The sequence below is a fragment of the Oenococcus sicerae genome (genome assembly GCF_004102045.2).
Classification (GTDB): Bacteria; Bacillota; Bacilli; order Lactobacillales; family Lactobacillaceae; genus Oenococcus; species Oenococcus sicerae.
Map to the genome: position 1 here is coordinate 1,134,941 of NZ_CP029684.2, position 22,249 is coordinate 1,157,189.

The window sequence follows — 22,249 nt, forward strand, 5'->3', positions numbered from 1 at the left end:
AGGAGAACACAATGACTGAAACAAAGAAATTAACCGGAATTGCTGCGTCAGACGGTGTTGGTATCGCTAAAAGCTATTTGTTGATCGAACCAGCTTTAGCCTTTCCTTACAATAAAAAAATTAGTGATGTAGTGGGAGAAGAAAAACGTTTAGATCAAGCGCTGGCTGCTTCAAAAGATGATTTAGAAAAAATAAAAGCTAAAGCTGAAAAGACTTTAGGCAAAGATGAAGCTGAGGTTTTTCAAGCTCATATCACGATTTTGGCAGACCCCGAACTCATTGCCGGCATTAAGGGGCAGATCGAGAACAGCAAGATCAATGCGGAGTCAGCTTTGAAAAACGTCACGGACAATTATATTGCGACTTTTGAAGCGATGACCGATAACGCTTATATGCAGGAACGAGCAGCTGATATCCGTGATATCGCTAAACGTGTCACGAGTCATTTATTAGGAATTGATCTGCCTAATCCAGCTTTGATTGATGAGGAAGTGATCGTTGTCGCCCATGATCTGACGCCTTCAGATACGGCACAACTAGATCCCGAATTCGTTAAGGGCATTGTGACTGATATTGGCGGTCGCACAGCACATGCTTCAATCATGGCACGCTCTCTTGAGATTCCTGCAGTAGTCGGTACTCAAAAAGCAATTGAAGAAATTAAGAATGATGTCAATGTTATCGTTGATGGCTCTACCGGCCAAGTACTGATCGAACCTAATGAGGACGAAGAAGTTGTTTACGCGAGAAAAGTGGGTGAATATTTTGCTCGCAAACGCGAACAGGCTCAGTTAAGAGATGAAGCGACGGAATCAGCTGATGGCCATCATTTTGATATCAATGCTAATATCGGATCTCCAAAAGATCTTGATGCTGTCGTAGCAAATGGTGCTGAAGGTATTGGCTTGTTTAGAACAGAATTCTTGTTTATTGATTCTGACCACCTTCCAACTGAGGACGAACAATTTGCTGCCTATAAAGCTGCTTTACAATCGATGGATGGCAAACCGGTCACGATTCGAACAATGGATATCGGTGGTGATAAACAGCTAAGTTATTGGAAACTGCCAAAAGAGGATAACCCATTTCTCGGCTATCGTGCGATTCGAATTTCGCTCAAACAGGATGATATTTTCCGGACTCAGCTGCGAGCTTTGTTGCGTGCCTCGGTTTATGGCAATCTGTGGATCATGTTTCCGATGATTGCAACTTTACAGGAATTCCGTGATGCAAAAAAGATTTATGAAGAAGAAAAGCAGAATTTAACGGCCAAGGGTGTTAAATTTGCAGATAATATCAAATTAGGAATCATGGTTGAAATCCCGGCTTCAGCGGTTTTAGCGGACAAATTTGCTAAGGAAGTTGATTTCTTCTCAATTGGTACTAATGATTTAATTCAATATACGATGGCAGCAGATCGCGGTAATGACAGTGTTTCTTATCTATATCAGCCATATAACCCGGCGATTCTGCGCTTGGTTCATAACGTGATCGATGCTGCGCACAAAGAAGGTAAATTCGTAGCCATGTGTGGTGAAATGGCCGGTGATCCAGTTGCGGTACCTGTCTTGATGGGGCTAGGCTTGGATGAATTTTCCATGTCGGCCTCTTCAGTTTTGCCAACACGTTCTTTGATGAAACGCTTGAATGTTGCTGAGATGCAAAAATTAGCAAAAGTTGCTTTAGATAAAGAGACAAATCAAGAAGTTATTGATTTAGTTAAACAATCAGTTAATTAAAGACCTGCGGGTCTTTTTTTAGTTTAAAAGTATAATGGGAAATATGAATATTGGACTTTTTACCGACACTTATTTCCCACAGATTTCCGGCGTGAGCACAAGTACACAGATTTTAGCTCGCCAATTGGAAGCTCAAGGACATAATGTCTATATTTTTACGACGACTGACCCAAAGGTCAAGCGATCCCAATACGGTCATGGCAGAGAGAAAAATATTTACCGTTTTTCGTCAATTCCTTATACAGGTTTCAAGGATCGTCGAATTGCTTTTCGTGGTTTTTTTGAAGGCATCGACATTGCAAAAACATTAAGACTTGATTTAGTTCATACGCAAACAGAATTCAGTTTGGGATTGATGGGCAAAATCATTGCGCGCGAATTAAAAATACCGATCGTTCATACCTATCACACGATGTATCAGGATTATACACATTATGTGATGAACGGCCGCTTGATCAAGGCAGGTGGTGTCGAAGTGATCGTGCGAGTTTATTTGAAATCAGTCAATGGTGTGATCGCACCAAGTCAAAGAGTTTACGATACATTGCGCGGTTATGGCGTTGATGCGCCGATGCCGATTATACCGACCGGTGTTAGTTTTGCGAAAAATCAAGTGGATCATTCAGCAGAATTACGAAAGTCCTTGAAAATTAGACCCAAACAACCAGTCATTCTTTCTTTAGGACGAGTTGCCTTTGAGAAAAATCTTGAAGAATTAATTAACGTTTTACCGGATATTATTAGCGATTTCCATAATGCTGTCCTAGTGATTGCTGGGGATGGTCCGGCTCGAGAAGAATTGGAAGACCATGCCAAAGCGTTAGGTTTGAGTAAATACGTGAAATTCGTTGGCATGGTCAAACATTGTGACGTTTATTCCTATTACCGTATGGCTGATGTCTTCGCCAGTTCTTCGACTTCTGAATCGCAGGGTCTGACTTTTATTGAAGCAGTCAATGCCAATCGTCCTTTTGTGGCGATGCCGAATCCTTATTTAATTCAAATTACTAAGTCCAAACTGATTGGCACGATCGTGAACAATAACGAAGAAATGGTTGAAGCGCTTGAGATGTATTTATCTGATCCCAGTTACAAAAAAGAAAATCCTGATCGCGATTTGGCCTTAAAAGAAGTCAGTGCAGAAAAATTTGGGCACGACGTTCTGGCATTCTATGAGGAAGTGATTCGTGATTTTCATCCCTCTCATGTCAAATCTTCTGATGAGCCGACTGATGACGAAATTAGTTATGCACGCCAATTACTGGGCCGTTTGCCTTTGCCAAAGGTTGCTAAAAGAAGAATATTAAAGGTTAAAAAAGAAGCACCTGAAGATAAATAGTAGAATGGTATAAATGAAGGTATTGCAGTATTTTGAAAATCCGGGTTTGATCAGTCGTTCAGGTATTGGGCATGCCCAGCGTTTGCAACAAGAGGAACTCTCGTATACGGATGTTGTTTTGGATACAAGCCCTTTTTCTAAGGATTATGATTTGATCGATGTGAACACCTATGGCCCTAAATCGATCGCAATGTTAGCCAAAGCCCGTTTAGAAAACAAGAAAATCGTTTATCATGCTCATTCAACTTATGAGGATTTTCGGAATTCTTTTATTGGCTCTAATTTGTTATCTAAACCTTTTAAACGGCATTTAATTAATGCTTATAAACGTGCCGATCTCATTATTACGCCGACAGCTTACGCTAAAACGCTTCTGCGCGGTTACGGCTTGACGCAGCCAATAATTCCGATTTCAAACGGTGTTCGTGTTTCATCCTATGAAAAAAGTCAGTCTAAAATAACCAAATTCCGTCAGTTTTTGAATTTGAGTGCTGATGACAAACGCAAAGTAATTATTTCGGTCGGGCTGTATTTTCAGCGTAAAGGTGTCATCGATTTTGTCGAATTAGCCAAGCGTAATCCTGAATATTTGTTCGTCTGGTTTGGCTATACCGATTTACGCATTATCCCAAGAAAAATCAGAAAAATGGTTCAAAGTGATCATCCCGCAAATTGCATTTTTGCCGGCTATATTACGGGTGATGTTCTGCAAGGGGCTTATTCTGGAGCGGATTTATTTTTGTACCCTAGCTATGAGGAAACGGAAGGCATTGTCGTTTTGGAGGCTTTGGCCAGTTCACAGAAGGTTCTTGTTAGAGATATCCCGGTTTATGCAGATTGGCTTCATGATGGCGTCGACTGTTATAAAGCACAGAATTTGGATGATTTTGATAAACAGCTGCATTTGATCATGTCCGATCAAGTGAAAGATGTTTCCCAGCAAGGATACGAGGTCGCATTAACGCGTGATGTTTCAGTCATTGGGCCTCAATTAAAAGCTGCATACGAAGAGGCCCTAGCGCTTATCAGCGGGGATAGCCAATGAGTAAAAAACAACGTTTTTTTTGGATTTTGTTGACCCTTTTTATTGGTGTGATCGTCTTTGTCTATAGCTTTCGAAAAGTAAATTTCAAAGAGTTTTGTCGCCAAATTGCAAACACCAATTATAATTGGCTTCTTATTGCTTTTTTAATGATTATTTTCTATTACTTGACTATGACGTGGATCTTAAAAATTTTGCTGAGACCAACCAAAGTTAGTTTTTGGGGATTGATCCGAACTCCGCTCATGGAACAATTTGGCAATGGCATTACACCTTTTTCAGTGGGCGGTCAGCCTATGCAAATTCTCGGTTTGCAACAGGCTGGTGTTTCAGTGGGCGAGGGCAGTTCAGTATCATTGATGAAATTTGTTATTTATCAGGGTATGATCGTTGTTACTTTCTTGATTTGTCTTGTTTTTGGTTATCAGTACGTTGCTGACCATATGCTGGCTATGACCAGTTTGGTCATTTTCGGCATCATAATTCATGTGCTTGTTTTGCTAGGACTTATATTCATTATGTTTTTTCCGCCCATTACTGAGAAATTAGCAAACATCGCACTAATTCCTTTTCGCTGGTTCCTTTCAGATGAGCAGGTCAACGAAATCAGCCTGAAATTGGATCAAAAAATTCTCGAATTTCATGCTGTATCGCACAAACTAGCTAGTGATCCCAAAAAACTCTTTGAAGCTTCCTGCCTGACGTTAATTCAGTTGCTGGTTTATTATTTGATTCCTTATTTCATTTTACGAGCCGTCGGAGCTGAGAATGCTAACGCTATTTTTATCGTTGCTTTGAATGTTATTTTGACCCTGGCTATTTCTATTTTTCCGGTTCCAGGTGGCGCAGGTGGCGCTGAAATTGGGTTTTCCCTGCTTTTTTCTAGTTTTTTAGCAAACCATACCGTGACGATTTTTGCAATGCTGGTATGGCGTTTAATGACTTATTATTTTGGCATTTTCGCTGGACTGTTAGCGTATAATATAATACCGAATCAGCTAGATGAAAAAAATCATGTCGACAACTGAATCTGAAATTACACCGATCATCGACCGTCTTGAAGCAATGGTTATGGACGATAGTGACTCTATTCAAGTCCGCAATTTTGATCTTTATGGTTTGAATTTAGCTAGTGTCAGCTTTGATCATGAAACAGGTATTTTTACGATTCAGGCTTTTCGAGATAATCAAGTTTTTAAATTTGATAACATTGATTTGGTTGCTATTGATATATATGAAATACTTCGTGATTTGAAGTTAACTTTTTAATGATTAAAAAAATATCACTACAAATTAAAAATTTTTTCGTTCAAAATCGGACACGGCCCATTGTCTCTTTCTTTTTGATCAATCTTTTTTTTATCGAATTAAAAACTGTTATTGAGTACTACATAAACTTCAATTTAGGAATCAAAGGGATGATGCAGGTTTTGATCGCTGTTTTGAATCCATTGCCAACTGCAATCCTTTTTTTAAGCATTGCCCTTTATTTTCGCGGGTATTTAGCCTATTGGTTAATGATTTTGATGAATCTGCTTCAGACGTTGTGGCTTTTTGCCAATATACTCTACTACCGTGAATTTAGTGATTTTCTTTCTTTTTCAATTATGTCATCCGGCTCTTCTGTGGGCGAAAATCTCGGTAAATCAATTGCAGGTATTGTTCATATTAGTGATTTTCTAGTTTTTCTTGATATTGCTGTTTTGATTTTGTTACTAATTTTTCGCCAAATTACCTCAGATAAGCAGGGTTTGCTGAAGCGATTCTCTCTTTTGACTTCCGCCTTAGGTTTTGTTCTCGTATTTGTTGTTTTTGGACTGGCTAATTCCAATCGTTCTGGTTTATTGACACGATCTTTTGACAATAACTATATTGTGAAATATTTGGGTCTAAATGAATATGCGGCCTTTAATGCACTACAGACACATAATCAAGCTGTCAGTCGCCAAAAAGCCACCGCTGCCGAACTCAAACCGATTCAAAAGTGGATTAATTCTCATCGAGCCCCGGCTAATGTTAAGTATTATGGTGTTGAGAAAGGGAAAAATGTTTTTGTTTTTCATTTGGAGTCTTTTCAACAATTTTTAATTGACTACAAAGTCAACGGCAAAGAAGTTACACCGAATTTGAATGCTTTTTATCATGATCAACATACGATTTCTTTTGATAATTTTTATAATCAAGTTGGCCAAGGGAAGACTTCAGATGCGGAAACGATGCTGGATAATTCTTTATTTGGTTTGCCATCTGGTTCAGCAATGGTTAAATATGGGACGAGCAATACTTTTCAATCAGGCCCGGCCATTTTAAGCCAAATGGGTTATACAACAGCTGCATTTCATGGGGATGTACCATCTTTTTGGAACCGAAATAATACTTACAAGTCTTGGGGATATGATTATTTTTTCAGTAAGGATTTTTATCCGAATTCTTTGAAAGCAGATTACAATGTTGGCTATGGCATGCTTGATAAAATTTTCTTAAAGGACTCTGCTAAATATATCCAGCAATTGCCACAGCCTTTTTACGCCAAGATTATTACTGTTACAAATCACTATCCTTACGAGACGAATAAAGAGATTTCCAACCAATTTCCAGCTACAACTACGGGCGACAAGACCGTTGACCATTACGTTCAAACAGCTCATTATCTTGACACGGCTTTTGGTGAATTTTTAAGTTGGCTTAAAACAAGCGGCCTTTACAACAACAGCGTTATTTATGTTTATGGCGACCACTATGGTATTTCGGAAAATCATCAGCAAGCGATCGCTCAATTACTCAAAAAAAGCGAGATCACGAATTATGATTTGGCCCAATTCCAAAAGGTCCCATTTATGGTACATGCTAGCAATCTGCAGGGCGGCATTAACCACACCTACGGCGGTGAGATCGATGTTTTGCCAACACTCTTTGACTTGCTTGGAATTCCGAGCAACGATACGATTCAATTTGGCAACGACCTGCTTTCAACGTCTCACCGGCAAATCGTTAGTTTTAGAAATGGTGATTTCGCAACGCCAACTGTTATTAAAATGAATGGGACTTATTGGCATACTGCTACTGGCAAGGCCATAAAATACAAAGATGCTTCGAAGTCGATGAAAGCATATATTGATGCAACACAAAGATATGTTGATCAGCAGTTGGATTATTCTGATGAAGTGGTGACGGGTGATTTACTTCGTTTTTATCATCGTTCCGATTTTAAAACCCTTGTTAAAAAAGACTATAACTATACGCTTAAAGATAGCTTAGCTCGTTTAAAACAGGCACAGAAAACCAATCCAAGCTCGCTTCTAGCTAAAAATCATGGCAAATCATTATTGAGTCTGTATAAAACAGATGAAATTATGCTTAAATCGACAGCCAAGATTAAAGCCTATTACGAAAAAATCAAAGAAGAAAAGCAACAACAAGAGCAACAGAATTCTTCCAAAGCAAGTTCATCGGCCTCTGTTCAGCCCTCTCAAGCAAGTAGTTCATCTCCTTGATCTCAGCCCGCTGCCTTGCAGCGGGCTTTTTCTTTGTTTTCTTTGTTTTCTTTGTTTTCTTTGTTTTCTTTGTTTTCTTTTTATATTTCTTTGATTTTTTATCATTTTTCTATTGACCTTCGCCTCGTTTGGCTGTAGTATATTTAAGTCAGCTTGCGAGTCAAATTGATAGGAGATCTGCTTCAATTCTTAATTGAAAAAAGGTCTTGACATTCGTTTGATTCTCTGGCATGATATAAAAGTTGCTTTTGTGAAGTGACGCAGCACTTTGAAAACTGAACAGAACAAAGACAAACAAATTGTGTAGGGATTTATAAGTATGCAAGTGCTTATAAACAAATTTTCAATAATTTGCGAAGTCAATTCGTAATACAAAAACAATAAATTATTTAACGTTTGGTAAAACAAACAGTCAGTAATTCATTATGAACACCAAGTTCAAGCTTTTAAAATGAGAGTTTGATCCTGGCTCAGGATGAACGCTGGCGGCGTGCCTAATACATGCAAGTCGTACGCTAGCCGTTAAGTTGATCTCTTCGGAGTGACGCCTAACTATGACTAGAGTGGCGAACTGGTGAGTAACACGTAAGAAACCTGCCCTTTAGTGGGGGATAACATTTGGAAACAGATGCTAATACCGCGTAACAACGTCTGACACATGTCGGTCGTTTGAAAGATTCTTTTGAATCGCTAGAGGATGGTCTTGCGGCGTATTAGCTAGTTGGTAGGGTAATGGCCTACCAAGGCGATGATGCGTAGCCGAGTTGAGAGACTGACCGGCCACATTGGGACTGAGACACTGCCCAAACTCCTACGGGAGGCTGCAGTAGGGAATTTTCCGCAATGCACGAAAGTGTGACGGAGCGACGCCGCGTGTGTGATGAAGGCTTTCGGGTCGTAAAGCACTGTTGTAAGGGAAGAATAACCAGATTCAGAGAAAGCTTCTGGCTTGACGGTACCTTACCAGAAAGGGATGGCTAAATACGTGCCAGCAGCCGCGGTAATACGTATGTCCCGAGCGTTATCCGGATTTATTGGGCGTAAAGCGAGCGCAGACGGTTTATTAAGTCTGATGTGAAATCCCGGGGCCTAACCCCGGAACTGCATTGGAAACTGGTTTACTTGAGTGCGATAGAGGCAAGTGGAACTCCATGTGTAGCGGTGAAATGCGTAGATATGTGGAAGAACACCAGTGGCGAAAGCGGCTTGCTAGATCGTAACTGACGTTGAGGCTCGAAAGTATGGGTAGCAAACGGGATTAGATACCCCGGTAGTCCATACCGTAAACGATGGGTGCTAGTTGTTAAGAGGTTTCCGCCTCTTAGTGACGTAGCTAACGCATTAAGCACCCCGCCTGAGGAGTACGGCCGCAAGGCTAAAACTTAAAGGAATTGACGGGGACCCGCACAAGCGGTGGAGCATGTGGTTTAATTCGAAGATACGCGAAAAACCTTACCAGGTCTTGACATACCAATGATCGCTTTTGTAATGAAAGCTTTTCTTCGGAACATTGGATACAGGTGGTGCATGGTCGTCGTCAGCTCGTGTCGTGAGATGTTGGGTTAAGTCCCGCAACGAGCGCAACCCTTGTTATTAGTTGCCAGCATTTAGTTGGGCACTCTAATGAGACTGCCGGTGATAAACCGGAGGAAGGTGGGGACGACGTCAGATCATCATGCCCCTTATGACCTGGGCAACACACGTGCTACAATGGGAAGTACAACGAGTTGCGAACCGGCGACGGTAAGCTAATCTCTTAAAACTTCTCTCAGTTCGGACTGGAGTCTGCAACTCGACTCCACGAAGGCGGAATCGCTAGTAATCGCGAATCAGCATGTCGCGGTGAATACGTTCCCGGGTCTTGTACACACCGCCCGTCAAATCATGGGAGTCGGAAGTACCCAAAGTCGCTTGGCTAACTTTTAGAGGCCGGTGCCTAAGGTAAAATCGATGACTGGGATTAAGTCGTAACAAGGTAGCCGTAGGAGAACCTGCGGCTGGATCACCTCCTTTCTAAGGATAATCGGAATACTAGACTGATTTAAATATCAAAATTTGTTTGTTTGAGTTCTGTTCGGTTTTCAGAGCGCCGCCCTGAAAATCAGCAACTGGGGAATTAGCTCAGCTGGGAGAGCACCTGCTTTGCAAGCAGGGGGTCATCGGTTCGAACCCGATATTCTCCATTGGCAGTTTTGACTGCCAATTGCACATTGATAACTGAATAGTAATTAAATTTCTTGTTAATTTAAAATCCTAATGTCTTAATCGACATCGAGACATTAGGTAAATTGAACCGAGAATTCACTTCGATAAAAATGTAACTGAAAAGTTACCGCTAATAAAAAATCTAGAGATAGATCTCATAAATAATTTATTGGTTAATCGTCGGTCGTCAGATCGATAGGTTAAGTTAATAAGGGCGCATGGTGGATGCCTTGGCACTAGAAGGCGATGAAGGACGTGACTAACTACGATATGCCTCGGTCAGCTGTAAGTAAGCTTACCCGAGGATTTCCGAATGGGGCAACCCGATCTTAATGATCATCATCTTTTTGAATTCATAGATTAGATGAAGCAGAACGCTGTGAACTGAAACATCTCAGTAACAGCAGGAAAGTAAAGAAATTTCGATTCCGTCAGTAGCGGCGAGCGAACGCGGAAGAGCCCAAACCTAGATGCTTGCATCTAGGGGTTGTAGGACTGATGTTGAGTTACAAAGGTATAAGATAGCAAAAACAGTTGGGAAGCTGTTCCATAGAAGGTGATAGACCTGTATGCGAAATCTTGTACTCTCTAATCAGGATCCTGAGTACGGCCCAACACGTGAAATTGGGTCGGAATCTGGGAGGACCATCTCCCAAGGCTAAATACTAACTAGTGACCGATAGTGGACAAGTACCGTGAGGGAAAGGTGAAAAGAACCCCGGAAGGGGAATGAAATAGTTCTTGAAACCGTGTGCTTACAAGAAGTTCGAGGCCGTTAATGGCTGAGAGCGTGCTTTTTGTAGAATGAACCGGAGAGTTATGATTGCGTGCAAGGTTAAGGTGCAAAGACTGGAGCCGTAGCGAAAGCGAGTCTTAATAGGGCGATTCAGTACGTAGTTGTAGACCCGAAACCGAGTGACCTATCCATGGTCAGGTTGAAGGTGGGGTAATACCTACTGGAGGACCGAACAAGTGGGTGTTAAAAAACCCTTTGATGAACTGTGGATAGCGGTGAAATTCCAATCGAACTCGGAGATAGCTGGTTCTATCCGAAATACATTTAGGTGTAGCCTTGCAATTAGCTTACTGGAGGTAGAGCACTATTTGGTCTAGGGGCCCTTCAAGGGTTACCAAAATCAGATAAACTCCGAATGCCAGATAAGTATGTGCAGGAGTCAGACGGTGAGTGATAAGATCCATCGTCGAAAGGGGAACAGCCCAGATCACCAGTTAAGGTCCCTAAATATATGCTAAGTGGAAAACGTTGTGAAGGTGCATAGACAACTAGGAGGTTGGCTCAGAAGCAGCCACCCTTTAAAGAGTGCGTAATAGCTCACTAGTCGAGTGCTCTTGCGCGGATAATGTACCGGGGCTAAGCATATTACCGAAACTGTGGATGCGTAAGCATGGTAGGATAGCGTAGTTAATGCAATGAAGGATGACCGTAAGGACATGTTGGAGCGTTAACTAGTGAGAATTCCGGTATGAGTAGCGAAAGATAAGTGAGAATCTTATCCACCGAATGACTGAGGTTTCCCCCGGAAGGCTCGTCCGCGGGGGTTAGTCGGGACCTAAGGCGAGGCTGAAAAGCGTAGTCGATGGCCAACAGGTTGATATTCCTGTACCAATATTGAATTGCCGAAGGAAGGACGCAGAAGGATAGCACAGGCCACTATTGGATGTGGTTTTAAGCAGTTAGTCTTCATAAGAGTTAAATGCTTTTATGTTTAAGGATAAGCTGTTAAGCTACCAAGTTTACTTGGGAATTGTGTGAATTCACGCTGCTGAAAAAAGTTTCGTAGGAAGAAAATATTGCCCGTACCGCAAACCGACACAGGTAGTCGAGTAGAGAATACTAAGGTGAGCGAGTGAACTATTGTTAAGGAACTCTGCAAAATGAGTCCGTAACTTCGGAAGAAGGACTGCTGGTTTTATACCAGCCGCAGCAAATAGGCCCAAGCAACTGTTTATCAAAAACACAGGTTTCTGCAAAATCGTAAGATGAAGTATAGGGGCTGACGCCTGCCCAGTGCTGGAAGGTTAAAAGGAGGACTTAGCTTCGGCGAAGGTCTTAATTGAAGCCCCAGTGAACGGCGGCCGTAACTATAACGGTCCTAAGGTAGCGAAATTCCTTGTCGGGTAAGTTCCGACCCGCATGAAAGGCGTAATGACTTGGGCGCTGTCTCAACAATAGACTCGGTGAAATTTAAATTCCAGTGAAGATGCTGGGTACCCGCGACAGGACGGAAAGACCCCGTGGAGCTTTACTGTAGCTTGATATTGAATGTTTGTGCTGCATGTGCAGGATAGGTAGGAGACTTTGAAGTCGGAACGCTAGTTTCGACTGAGTCAACCTTGAGATACTACCCTTGTTGTATGAACGTTCTAACTCTGATCAGTTATCCTGATCGAAGACAGTGTCTGGCAGGCAGTTTGACTGGGGCGGTCGCCTCCTAAAAGATAACGGAGGCGCTCAAAGGTTTGCTCAGAATGGTTGGAAATCATTCGTAGCGTGTAAAGGCATAAGCAAGCTTGACTGTGAGACTGACAGGTCGAGCAGGTACGAAAGTAGGACTTAGTGATCCGGTGGTTCCGTATGGAAGGGCCATCGCTCAACGGACAAAAGCTACCCCGGGGATAACAGGCTCATCTCCCCCAAGAGTCCACATCGACGGGGAGGTTTGGCACCTCGATGTCGGCTCATCGCATCCTGGGGCTGTAGTCGGTCCCAAGGGTTGGGCTGTTCGCCCATTAAAGCGGTACGCGAGCTGGGTTCAGAACGTCGTGAGACAGTTCGGTCCCTATCCGTCGCGGGCGCAGGAAATTTGAGAGGATCTGTCCTTAGTACGAGAGGACCGGGATGGACATACCTCTGGTGTACCAGTTGTTCTGCCAAGAGCACCGCTGGGTAGCTACGTATGGATTAGATAATCGCTGAAAGCATCTAAGTGAGAAACTAACCTCGAGATGAGATTTCCCATTCGTTAGAAGTAAGACCCCTGAGAGACGATCAGGTAGATAGGCTAGAAGTGGAAGTGTAGTGATGCATGGAGCGGACTAGTACTAATAGGTCGAGGACTTAACCAAGTAAGTGGTTTGGTTCAATTGCTTGAATGATGAGATTTTTAATTACTATTCGGTTATCAGTGCGTAAGTACTGAGTATCGTGTTTATTCCGACAAGGTCACACCTGTTCCCATTCCGAACACAGAAGTTAAGCTTGTCAGGGCCCAATGTAGTTACAGGAACGCCTGTTGCGAGACTAGGACGATGCGATGCAAGTGATCACCCGGTTTGGGTGATTTTTTTTGTCCATTTTGATCGTTTTTTGTCAGCAAGCCTGACAACTTTGACTGGTCGACTGCCTATCTGCTTATAATTGAGAGATCGAGGTGGCCATGGCAAACATATCAGGGAAAAAGAGTACTGAGTATACAAGTACGTTATTGGATCAACTGAAAGATTATCAGGAAACTTTTTGGAAAAATCCAAACTATAATACGGTTTTGCCCACTTTAAGTGTTGATAGAAATGTGATTTTTCAAGCGAATCGCCGTTTGGAAAGATTTGCACCTTATTTAGAGGATGCTTTTCCTGACACAAAAAAAAGCAAAGGCATTATTGAGTCTCCTATTCAGGAGATGAATGAGATCAGACATTTTCTTTCAATTGATGGATGTGTTTTGATAAAGAGAGATGATTTAATGCCAGTTAGCGGTTCAATTAAGAGCCGTGGTGGAATTTATGAGGTATTATGTTTTGCTGAGGATCTGGCTGTAAAAAATGGTTTCAATTCAGAATCTGATGATTATAGCGATTTGGCGAACGAAAAATTTCGGCGCATTTTTAGTCAGTGGCAAATTGAGGTAGCTAGTACAGGAAATTTAGGATTGAGTGTTGGCTTGATGGCAAGTACACTCGGCTTTAAGGCTCGAATTCATATGTCCCACGATGCAACGACGTGGAAAATAAACAAGTTGCGTCAAAACGGTGTCGACGTCAAGATTTACGATGATAATTTTTCCAATGCCGTGGCGGCTGCTAGGGAATCATCGAAGCAAAATCCCTATAGTTATTTTGTTGACGATGAAGGTTCGAAATTATTATTTGCCGGATATGCAACAGCAGGAGAGAGAGTTAAAAAACAGTTGTCAGATATGCATATTGAGGTTTCGAAAAATAAGCCATTGGTTGTCTATTTACCAGCTGGGGTGGGTGGATCACCTAGTGGTGTGGCTTTTGGATTAAAACTTCAATTTGGTGATGCAGTTATACCGATTTTTGTCGAACCGACTCACGTACCATCGGTTTTGTTGGGCATGGCGACAGGTCTAGACCACGATATTTCAGTTTATGATTTAGGCTTAGATGGCAAAACAGCCGCCGATGGCTTAGCGGTTGGCAGACCATCAATGATTGCCGGCCGCTATATGAAAAATAAGCTTTTCGGTATTGCGACCGTTTCTGATCAAAATATGTTCGCGTATCAAGGAATGCTGAAGAAACTCGAAAACATCGAGGCTGAACCGTCCGCTGTTGTCGGCATTCGTGGTTTGATTCAATCTAAAGAGATTGCAGAAATTCCAGATACAGCGACTCATTTGATTTGGTCTACTGGGGGCTCAATGGTACCGGCCGAAACAATGAGAGAGTATGAGGATCACGCTATAACGATTTTTAATCAAACTCATTTTGAATGAATGTTTTCATTATTAGCGGAATTTGATCCGCTATTTTTGTAGGTAGTGTGACGTAATTGTTTTGACTGAGTAAATTAGCAATATAACTGTGTAGATAGACTGCTGCTTGGATCGTCAATAAATTGTTATCGTGGAATTGGCCCATAAAACCACTGATCAAACCAGCTAAAGTATCACCCATGCCACCAGTAGCTTGGTAAGGACCGCCGATGTTTAACTGGCCATATTCTTTTGTATTTGTGATCGAATAAATTTCAGTGGCTGAACTTTTCAGAACTAAAAAATCATTTTGAAGTGCAGACATTTTTTTATAGTTTTGAGCTGGATTTTGTTCACTGATGGATAAACCGGATATCCTTTGCCACTCTCCTTGATGCGGTGTTAAAACTGTCGTTGGATTCTTTGGGATACTCAGATGATATTTGCCTATCATAGATAATGCCGTGCCATCAATTATGAGAATCTGTTTTTGCTGAATATTATTGAAAACATTTTTCAAGAGTGCTAATGAAAAGTCCGAGTCTTCTAAACCGGATCCGATTAAAATGACATTGGATTTTTCGATTGCCGATAACAGCTTTTCTTTATTGCTATAATCGATAAACATCGCCTCTGGAACCGTAGATAGCAAGGCAGTCCGATTGGCTGAATCCGAGGCTAAAGTCACCAAGCCCGCACCGGAATATACGGCCGCTTTCGTTGCCATGATTGCTGCTCCACCAAAGGATCTACTGCCGCAAATCAGTAATATTCGTCCATAGTTTGTTTTATTTGATTCTTTTAAGCGTCTTTGAATTACTTTTGAAAGAGACTTTTTTTCAATTACTTTTTTATCCATTCAAGGGCAAGATTAACACATTAAAAAGAGGCTGACAATTTTTTTGAAAACGTTTTCATGTAAAAAAACTCCCTATTTCGAAAAATAAAAGGCTACAATGTGTTTTATGGAAAAGAGGTGATGGTATGCCCAGTGGTACACTGAAGACCTTCCAATTCTTGGGATTGACCTTTGATTGGACAACAATTATTTCGACTACGACGGCTTTTGTAATCGTTTTAGCATTAGGAATATTTCTTTCTAGAAAATTAAGTGTTCGTCCGAATAAACGGCAAAATTTACTTGAATGGGTTGTGGATTTTACGAATGGTATCGTAAAGGACCAAATGCCGGCTCAAAGCGGGTCAACATATAGGTTGTACATTTTTACGCTATTTCTCTTCATTTTCGTGTCCAACGAAATGGGATTGTTTCTGCAATTTGGTAGTGATGCTGCGCAGGTCAAGAGTCCAACGTCAATTCCGCTGATTACGTTAACAATGGCTTTCATGAGCTTACTGGTAGCGCATTTTGCTGGTGTTTCAAAATTTGGTTTGACAGGATATTTGAAAAACACTTTTTTGAAACCAGCTCCGGTGTTGCTTCCGGTGACGCTTATTGATCAGGTCACAAATTTGTTAACGCTCGGTCTCCGAATTTATGGCAATATTTTTGCTGGTGAAATTCTGCTTAATTTAATTGCGGGATTCGCTTTGCCAAATAATACACTAAGTTCGCCGATCGATTTTATTTTGTCCATTCCACTAGAAATGGTCTGGCAAGGATTTAGTCTTTTGATTGGTGCGATTCAAGCGTTTGTTTTTGCAACATTAACGAGTGTTTATATTTCACAAATGGTTACGAAAGAATAATAGAATAGTAAGTTAGAAGAAAAAGGAGTAAGTTATGAATTTAATTGCTGCAGGTATTGCATTATTTGGATCAGCGGTTGGTGCTGGTATTGGAAACGGTATGTTAATGGCTAAACTGATTGAATCTATCGCACGCCAGCCTGAACTGGAAGGAACTTTGCGGACTAACATGTTTATTTCAATGGCCTTAGTTGAGGCTATGCCGATTATCGTTGTCGCAATGTCATTCTTATTGATGAACAAATAATACTTAAGAAAGGGTGACTAGTATGCTGACAACAATTGCAATTGAAATACCAGGTGGTTCAGCAATTTATGTGTTGCTCACTTTCATCGCGCTCCTATACTGCTTGAAAAAGTTTGCTTGGGGTCCGGTCACTAAGATGATGGACACACGTGCAAACCAAATTAACAACGATTTGGATGCTGCTGCAAAATCTAAAGCTGATGCTCAAAAACTTCAGACGGTTGCTGACCATAATTTAAAAGAGAGCCAAGCTCAAGCGACTGACTTGATGGAAAATGCTCGTAAATCCTCAGATGATCAAGGCAAGAAAATTGTCGACCTTGCTCAAGCTCATGCCGATTCTATTAGCCGTCAAGCCCAAAAGGATGCTCGACAAATTAAAAGCGACGCACTTGATTCGGCTAAAGATGAAATTGCAGATTTATCTGTTTCGATCGCTTCACGTATCATCGGTGAAGAAATTACAGCTAATAAGCATAAAGAATTGATTGATGATTTTATTTCCGAACTTGAAGTTCAGCAACAACACAGTTCGATTGAGGAGAAATCCTGATGTCTTTTAACGAAAATAGAATTATTAATAATTATGCTCAGGCTTTGATGGCGGTTTCAGGCAAACAAGCAGCAAAGGTTTTATCCGAGTTGCAAACGATTGAAATTGTTTTTGAGAGCAACAAAGTGTTGACTGAGACTCTAGATGATGTTTCCGTTTCAAGCGATCAACAAGAGTCTTTTATTCGTACCCTTGATAAGGGTACTTCTGAAGTAACGCAAAATCTGTTGGAAACGTTGGCGGATAATCGTCATTTTAGTTTGTTGGAACGAATCGTTGAACGCCTTGAAAAACTGGTTAATGTTTCGATCAATCATTCCTTAGTGACTGCAAAAACTGCAGTAGCAATTACGAACGAACAAAGTGATCGTTTGAGTAAAATTGCGCAAAAACAATTTGGTTATGATCACGTCGAAATAAAAAACGTTATCGATCCTGATGTGATCGGCGGTGTTATTTTAACCGCTGGTTCTAAAACAATTGATGGATCAGTTAGAAACAAGTTGCTGCAGCTTAATAAGCATATTAAACATGCAGTCGGAAAGGAGTCATAAATGGCAATTAAATCTGATCAGATCAGTTCGCTGATAAAACAGCAGCTAGAAAAGTATGACGCCCAATTAAAAGTTGACGAAGTAGGTACTGTTACTTATGTCGGCGATGGTGTTGCACGAGCTAGTGGCTTAGCCAACGCAATGTCGGGCGAATTGGTTGAATTTGAAAACGGTGTCTATGGCATGGCACAGAACCTCGAAGAATCCGAAGTAGGAATTATCGTTCTTGGTGATTTTGATGGCATTAGTCAAGGCGATACGGTTAAGCGAACTGGCAGAGTTATGGAAGTGCCAGTTGGTGAGGCTATGATTGGTCGAGTTGTGAATGCTTTGGGAGAACCCATTGATGGCAATGGCGCGATCAAAACTGAACATACACGTCCGGTTGAGTTTAAAGCTCCTGGCGTTATGCAGCGTAAATCAGTTTCTGAGCCTTTACAAACTGGAATCAAAGTCATCGATGCCCTAGTTCCAATCGGAAGAGGACAGCGTGAGCTGATTATTGGCGATCGTAAGACTGGTAAAACTTCTCTGGCCATTGACGCGATCCTGAATCAAAAAGATCAGGATATGATCGTGGTTTATGTTGCGATTGGCCAAAAGGACTCTACAGTTAGGACCCAGGTTGAAACTTTGCGTGAAATGGGTGCATTGGATTATACAATCGTTGTTTCTGCCGGTCCTTCTGAACCAGCACCAATGCTTTACTTGGCCCCTTATGTTGGTGCTGCAATTGGCGAATATTTCATGTATAACGGCAAACATGTTTTGATCGTATACGATGACTTAAGCAAACAAGCAACGGCTTATCGTGAGCTTTCTTTGATTCTGAGGCGTCCACCTGGACGTGAAGCCTATCCTGGTGATGTATTCTACCTTCATAGTCGCTTGCTCGAACGCGCTGCCAAGCTCAGTGATGAATTGGGTGGTGGCTCGATGACAGCTTTGCCGATTATTGAGACTCAGGCTGGTGATGTTTCGGCTTATATTCCGACTAACGTGATCTCGATCACGGATGGCCAGATTTTCTTGGATTCTGATCAATTCTATGCTGGCAATCGTCCCGCAATTGATGCTGGAACTTCTGTTTCTCGTGTTGGCGGCGATGCTCAAATCAAAGCGATGAAAAAAGTTTCTGGTACATTGCGCCTAGATTTGGCTTCTTACCATGAACTTGAAGCTTTCGCTCAGTTCGGTTCAGATTTGGATGCGCCAACTCAAGCTAAATTAGCTCGTGGTCGTCGAACGGTCGAAGTGCTTAATCAGCCTTTGCACCAGCCAATGCCGGTCGAACATCAGGTTTTGGTTCTTTATTCATTGACTCATGGTTATTTGGATGATATTGATGTCTCTGATATTCAAAGATTCCAAAAGGAGTTGGTTGATTTCATCACTGGAAACAAAACCTATAACAAGCTCTTCACGGCAATTAAGAAAACTGGTAATTTGCCGGATGAAAGCGATTTGAATGCGGCAGTTGAGGCCTTCAAAAAGCATTTTTCTAAAAGTGTTGAACCGAGTGATTATTCTGCCCCGACAGCTAAAGAAGGAGCTGATAAATAATGGCCAGCCTTCAGGATATTCGTCGTCGAATTGATTCGACGAAAAAAACCAGCCAGATCACTAGTGCCATGCAAATGGTCAGCTCTAGCAAGCTTGCGCAAATACAAAAGCATACTTCTGGATATCTTGATTATGCCAATCATGTCGAGGCGATCGTGGCACATTTGGCGTTTGCCCATTTGCTTGATAAACAAAATGGTGATGCAATTCCGTTTTTGACTCAGCGGCCCATTCAGACGACGGCTATCTTGGTTATCACGTCTGATCGTGGTTTAGTTGGTGGATATAATAATCAGGTTTTAAAACAAACAGATCTGCTGATGCAAGAACAAAAATTAACTAAAGACAATACGGTAATTTTTGCGATTGGTGGCAAGGGCGCTGACTATTACGTTAAAAAAGGCTATACAATTGCTTTTGAAGATCGAGACGTGACTGATGTTCCTAGGTTCTGGGAAGTTTCTGAACTCGTTAAAGAAATTACGAAACAATATGCGGCCCATAAGTTCGATGCCTTGGAATTGGTGTTCAACCATTTTGTTAACCGTTTGCAAAATCAGGTTTTGAATCAACAAGTTTTGCCGATTCGAGCTGAAAATTTCAAACGTGATAATAATGGTAATTTGTTGGCAGACAAATATAAAGACCAGCCGATATCATATGAATTCGAACCAGCACCGGAAAGCTTGCTTAAAGCCGTGCTTCCTCAATTTGCTCAATCGCTTTTATATGGTGCGATTCTGGATGCTAAAACGGCAGAACACGCTGCATCTGCTAATGCTATGCAAGCAGCAACAGATAATGCGAGAGATTTGATTTCTAGACTTGAATTGAAATATAATCGAGCTAGACAAGCGGCTATCACGACAGAAATTACAGAAATTACTGGTGGTATGGCTGCATTGCAGTAGAAAGGAGAAATAGATGGCAGAAAAAAAAATAACAAAAACTACTCGCAAAACAAGTAGTTCAAAGTCCACTAAGACGACGGCCTCTGTTTCGAATGAGAAGAATTTGGCGCAGGGCAGTGTGATTCAGATCATTGGACCAGTTGTCGATGTCCAATTCCCGGATGGCGTAAAATTGCCGAATATCAATAATGCCTTAAAGGTCCAAAAAACCGATGGGTCCGAGCTAACGATCGAAGTTTCAATTGATTTAGGCGATAATGTTGTTCGGACGATCGCAATGGATTCTACGGATGGCTTGACCCGTGGCATGACAGTTTTGGATACTGGTGCAGCAATTAAGGTACCTGTTGGTGAAAAAACCTTAGGACGTGTCTTCAACGTTTTAGGCGAGCCAGTTGATGAGGGCGAACCGATTGCGGCAAGCATTCCGCGTCACCCAATTCATCGTCAAGCACCTAAATATGATGAGTTAACCACTTCGGCCGAGGTGTTAGAAACAGGTATCAAAGTTATTGATTTGCTTGAACCTTATCTTCGTGGCGGCAAAACCGGCTTGTTTGGTGGTGCCGGCGTTGGCAAGACAGTTCTTATTCAGGAATTAATTCATAACATCGCTCAGGGTCATAATGGAATTTCTGTTTTCACAGGTGTTGGAGAACGCACTCGTGAAGGAAATGACATGTATTATGAAATGAAGGCAAGCGGCGTTTTGAAGAATACCGCTATGGTGTATGGGCAGATGAACGAGCCGCCTGGAGCTCGTATGCGTGTTGCTCTAACGGGACTAACAATGGCTGAAGATTTTCGTGATCAAGAAGGCAAAGATGTTCTTTTGTTCATTGATAATATTTTCAGATTTACGCAAGCTGGTTCAGAAGTTTCTGCTTTGTTGGGTCGTATTCCATCAGCTGTTGGCTACCAGCCAACATTAGCAACAGAAATGGGTCAGCTGCAGGAGCGTATCACATCAACTAAAAAGGGATCTGTTACTTCGATTCAAGCTGTTTATGTGCCGGCTGATGATTATACTGATCCGGCTCCGGCAACCACGTTTGCTCATTTGGATGCTACAACCAACCTTGAGCGTTCATTGACACAACAAGGTATTTATCCAGCTGTCGATCCGCTTGAATCAACTTCGAGTGCCTTGACTCCTGATATTGTTGGTACTGAACATTACGAAGTCGCAACAGAAGTCCAACACGTTTTACAACGTTATAAAGAATTGCAGGATATTATTTCGATTCTAGGGATGGATGAATTGTCCGATGAAGAAAAGACGATCGTCAATCGCGCTCGTCGTATCCAATTCTTCTTGAGCCAGCCATTCTCAGTGGCTGAGCAGTTTACTGGTGTACCTGGACAATATGTGCCGGTCGCTGATACTGTTCGCGGCTTTAAGGAAATTCTTGATGGCAAACATGATGATCTTCCTGAAGAAGCATTCAGAAATGTCGGTTCGATCGAACAGGCTGTTGAAAAAGCTAAGAAAATGGCGTGATTAGACTATGGCAGATGACTTTCCCACAACTAAAAATAAGTTTACGGCCAATATCGTAACTCCAGATGGGACTGTATATGATGAGAAAGATATCAGTTTGGCTGTTCTGGATACACCGGTTGGCGAATTAGGCATTATGGCGAACCATATTCCCGCTGTGGTGGCATTAAAAATTTCTCAAATGCGGATCCATCGTGGTGATCATGAGGATCTCTACACAGTTAATGGTGGATTCGCTGAATTCAGTGGCAATGTTTTGACTGTTGTTGCTGACTCTGCTGAAAATTCCCGGGATATCGATGTTAGTCGTGCCCAAGCTGCTGAGGAGCGTGCGAAGACTCGGGCTAGTAATGCAAAAACTTCCGATGAGAGAGCTAGAGCTCAAGTTGCCTTGGCACGAGCGATTAACCGAATTAATACTTCTAAGATTCGATAATAAATTCTGATAAAGACGCAGTTCGCTGCGTCTTTTTTGTATACAATCAGAAGCATGCAAAGTTTATTTCAGTTTTTGTTTACCTTAATTTGTGTTTACATGGCTTTTTGGAGTTTACAAAATGTTGAGTTTGAGAAATTTATCGTCAAAGACGCGCAAAGACAGATCCAATTATTACGGGCTTTTTTAGCAATTATTGTGGGTTATTTTGTAGCCAATTTCTTTTTGACGATGGGTAATTTAATCATTAGTTTTAGTGAGAGTTTTCAGCGGTAA

The 22,249-nt window shown here is 41.7% G+C and carries 17 protein-coding genes, 1 tRNA gene and 3 rRNA genes; 20 read left to right on the forward strand and 1 reads right to left on the reverse strand.

The window, feature by feature from the left end:
* Positions 1-11: 11 nt before the first annotated feature.
* From ptsP to DLJ48_RS05880, 11 genes are all read left to right on the forward strand, one after another.
* On the forward strand, positions 12-1,739 hold the full coding sequence (ptsP, locus tag DLJ48_RS05830; protein ID WP_128686562.1) for a phosphoenolpyruvate--protein phosphotransferase: 1,728 nt from the start codon (positions 12-14) through the stop codon (positions 1,737-1,739).
* 43 nt (positions 1,740-1,782) lie between these two features.
* Positions 1,783-3,078 (forward strand): glycosyltransferase family 4 protein, encoded by a 1,296-nt coding sequence (locus DLJ48_RS05835; RefSeq protein ID WP_128686563.1) that lies wholly within the window; start codon positions 1,783-1,785, stop codon positions 3,076-3,078.
* A 13-nt stretch (positions 3,079-3,091) separates the two neighbouring features.
* Positions 3,092-4,123: an LTA glycolipid anchor biosynthesis glycosyltransferase, IagA/BgsA family gene (locus DLJ48_RS05840; protein ID WP_128686564.1), complete on the forward strand. Its 1,032-nt coding sequence runs from the start codon at positions 3,092-3,094 to the stop codon at positions 4,121-4,123.
* Entirely contained in the window at positions 4,120-5,148 is a 1,029-nt protein-coding gene (locus tag DLJ48_RS05845; protein WP_128686565.1) for a lysylphosphatidylglycerol synthase transmembrane domain-containing protein, read from the forward strand. Before DLJ48_RS05840 ends, DLJ48_RS05845 begins: the two co-directional genes overlap by 4 nt.
* Positions 5,123-5,389: a YkuJ family protein gene (locus DLJ48_RS05850; protein ID WP_243148527.1), complete on the forward strand. Its 267-nt coding sequence runs from the start codon at positions 5,123-5,125 to the stop codon at positions 5,387-5,389. The genes DLJ48_RS05845 and DLJ48_RS05850 overlap by 26 nt, the downstream gene beginning before the upstream one ends.
* On the forward strand, positions 5,389-7,614 hold the full coding sequence (locus DLJ48_RS05855) for an LTA synthase family protein (RefSeq protein WP_128686566.1): 2,226 nt from the start codon (positions 5,389-5,391) through the stop codon (positions 7,612-7,614). Before DLJ48_RS05850 ends, DLJ48_RS05855 begins: the two co-directional genes overlap by 1 nt.
* Positions 7,615-8,061: 447 nt before the next feature.
* Positions 8,062-9,627, forward strand: a 16S ribosomal RNA gene (locus DLJ48_RS05860).
* A gap of 97 nt (positions 9,628-9,724) precedes the next feature.
* A tRNA-Ala gene (locus tag DLJ48_RS05865) sits at positions 9,725-9,797 on the forward strand.
* Positions 9,798-10,017: 220 nt separating this feature from the next.
* Positions 10,018-12,906, forward strand: a 23S ribosomal RNA gene (locus tag DLJ48_RS05870).
* 75 nt (positions 12,907-12,981) lie between these two features.
* Positions 12,982-13,098: ribosomal RNA gene (gene rrf, locus DLJ48_RS05875) — 5S ribosomal RNA — on the forward strand.
* Together the 16S, 23S and 5S rRNA genes with 1 tRNA gene alongside form the textbook arrangement of a ribosomal RNA operon.
* A 119-nt stretch (positions 13,099-13,217) precedes the next feature.
* Entirely contained in the window at positions 13,218-14,519 is a 1,302-nt protein-coding gene (locus DLJ48_RS05880; protein WP_128686567.1) for a D-serine ammonia-lyase, read from the forward strand.
* On the opposite strand, the gene DLJ48_RS05885 is transcribed toward DLJ48_RS05880, so the two are convergent.
* Positions 14,497-15,357 (reverse strand): NAD(P)H-hydrate dehydratase, encoded by an 861-nt coding sequence (locus DLJ48_RS05885; RefSeq protein WP_128686568.1) that lies wholly within the window; start codon positions 15,355-15,357, stop codon positions 14,497-14,499. The two genes, DLJ48_RS05880 and DLJ48_RS05885, sit on opposite strands and share 23 nt — an antisense overlap.
* A 125-nt stretch (positions 15,358-15,482) precedes the next feature.
* On the opposite strand from DLJ48_RS05885, the gene atpB reads away from it, so the two are divergent.
* From atpB to DLJ48_RS05930, 9 genes are all read left to right on the forward strand, one after another.
* A complete protein-coding gene (atpB, locus tag DLJ48_RS05890) occupies positions 15,483-16,208 on the forward strand; it encodes a F0F1 ATP synthase subunit A (protein ID WP_128686569.1) in 726 nt (241 codons plus the stop codon).
* A 34-nt stretch (positions 16,209-16,242) separates the two neighbouring features.
* Positions 16,243-16,455, forward strand: a complete 213-nt coding sequence (gene atpE, locus DLJ48_RS05895) for a F0F1 ATP synthase subunit C (protein ID WP_128686570.1) — start codon at positions 16,243-16,245, stop codon at positions 16,453-16,455.
* A 22-nt stretch (positions 16,456-16,477) separates the two neighbouring features.
* Positions 16,478-17,008, forward strand: a complete 531-nt coding sequence (gene atpF, locus DLJ48_RS05900) for a F0F1 ATP synthase subunit B (RefSeq protein WP_128686571.1) — start codon at positions 16,478-16,480, stop codon at positions 17,006-17,008.
* Positions 17,008-17,562 carry an ATP synthase F1 subunit delta gene (gene atpH, locus DLJ48_RS05905; RefSeq protein WP_128686572.1) on the forward strand — a complete coding sequence of 185 codons (555 nt, stop codon included), beginning with the start codon at positions 17,008-17,010 and terminating at the stop codon, positions 17,560-17,562. The genes atpF and atpH overlap by 1 nt, the downstream gene beginning before the upstream one ends.
* Positions 17,563-19,125 (forward strand): F0F1 ATP synthase subunit alpha, encoded by a 1,563-nt coding sequence (gene atpA, locus DLJ48_RS05910; RefSeq protein ID WP_128686573.1) that lies wholly within the window; start codon positions 17,563-17,565, stop codon positions 19,123-19,125. It abuts the gene before it with no gap.
* Positions 19,125-20,036: an ATP synthase F1 subunit gamma gene (gene atpG, locus DLJ48_RS05915; protein WP_128686574.1), complete on the forward strand. Its 912-nt coding sequence runs from the start codon at positions 19,125-19,127 to the stop codon at positions 20,034-20,036. The genes atpA and atpG overlap by 1 nt, the downstream gene beginning before the upstream one ends.
* Before the next feature lie 103 nt (positions 20,037-20,139).
* Positions 20,140-21,537, forward strand: coding sequence for a F0F1 ATP synthase subunit beta (gene atpD / locus DLJ48_RS05920; protein ID WP_128687098.1), 1,398 nt, complete (start codon positions 20,140-20,142; stop codon positions 21,535-21,537).
* Positions 21,538-21,544: 7 nt separating this feature from the next.
* On the forward strand, positions 21,545-21,973 hold the full coding sequence (locus DLJ48_RS05925) for a F0F1 ATP synthase subunit epsilon (RefSeq protein ID WP_128686575.1): 429 nt from the start codon (positions 21,545-21,547) through the stop codon (positions 21,971-21,973).
* A gap of 54 nt (positions 21,974-22,027) precedes the next feature.
* Positions 22,028-22,249 (forward strand): DUF1146 domain-containing protein, encoded by a 222-nt coding sequence (locus DLJ48_RS05930; protein ID WP_165438701.1) that lies wholly within the window; start codon positions 22,028-22,030, stop codon positions 22,247-22,249.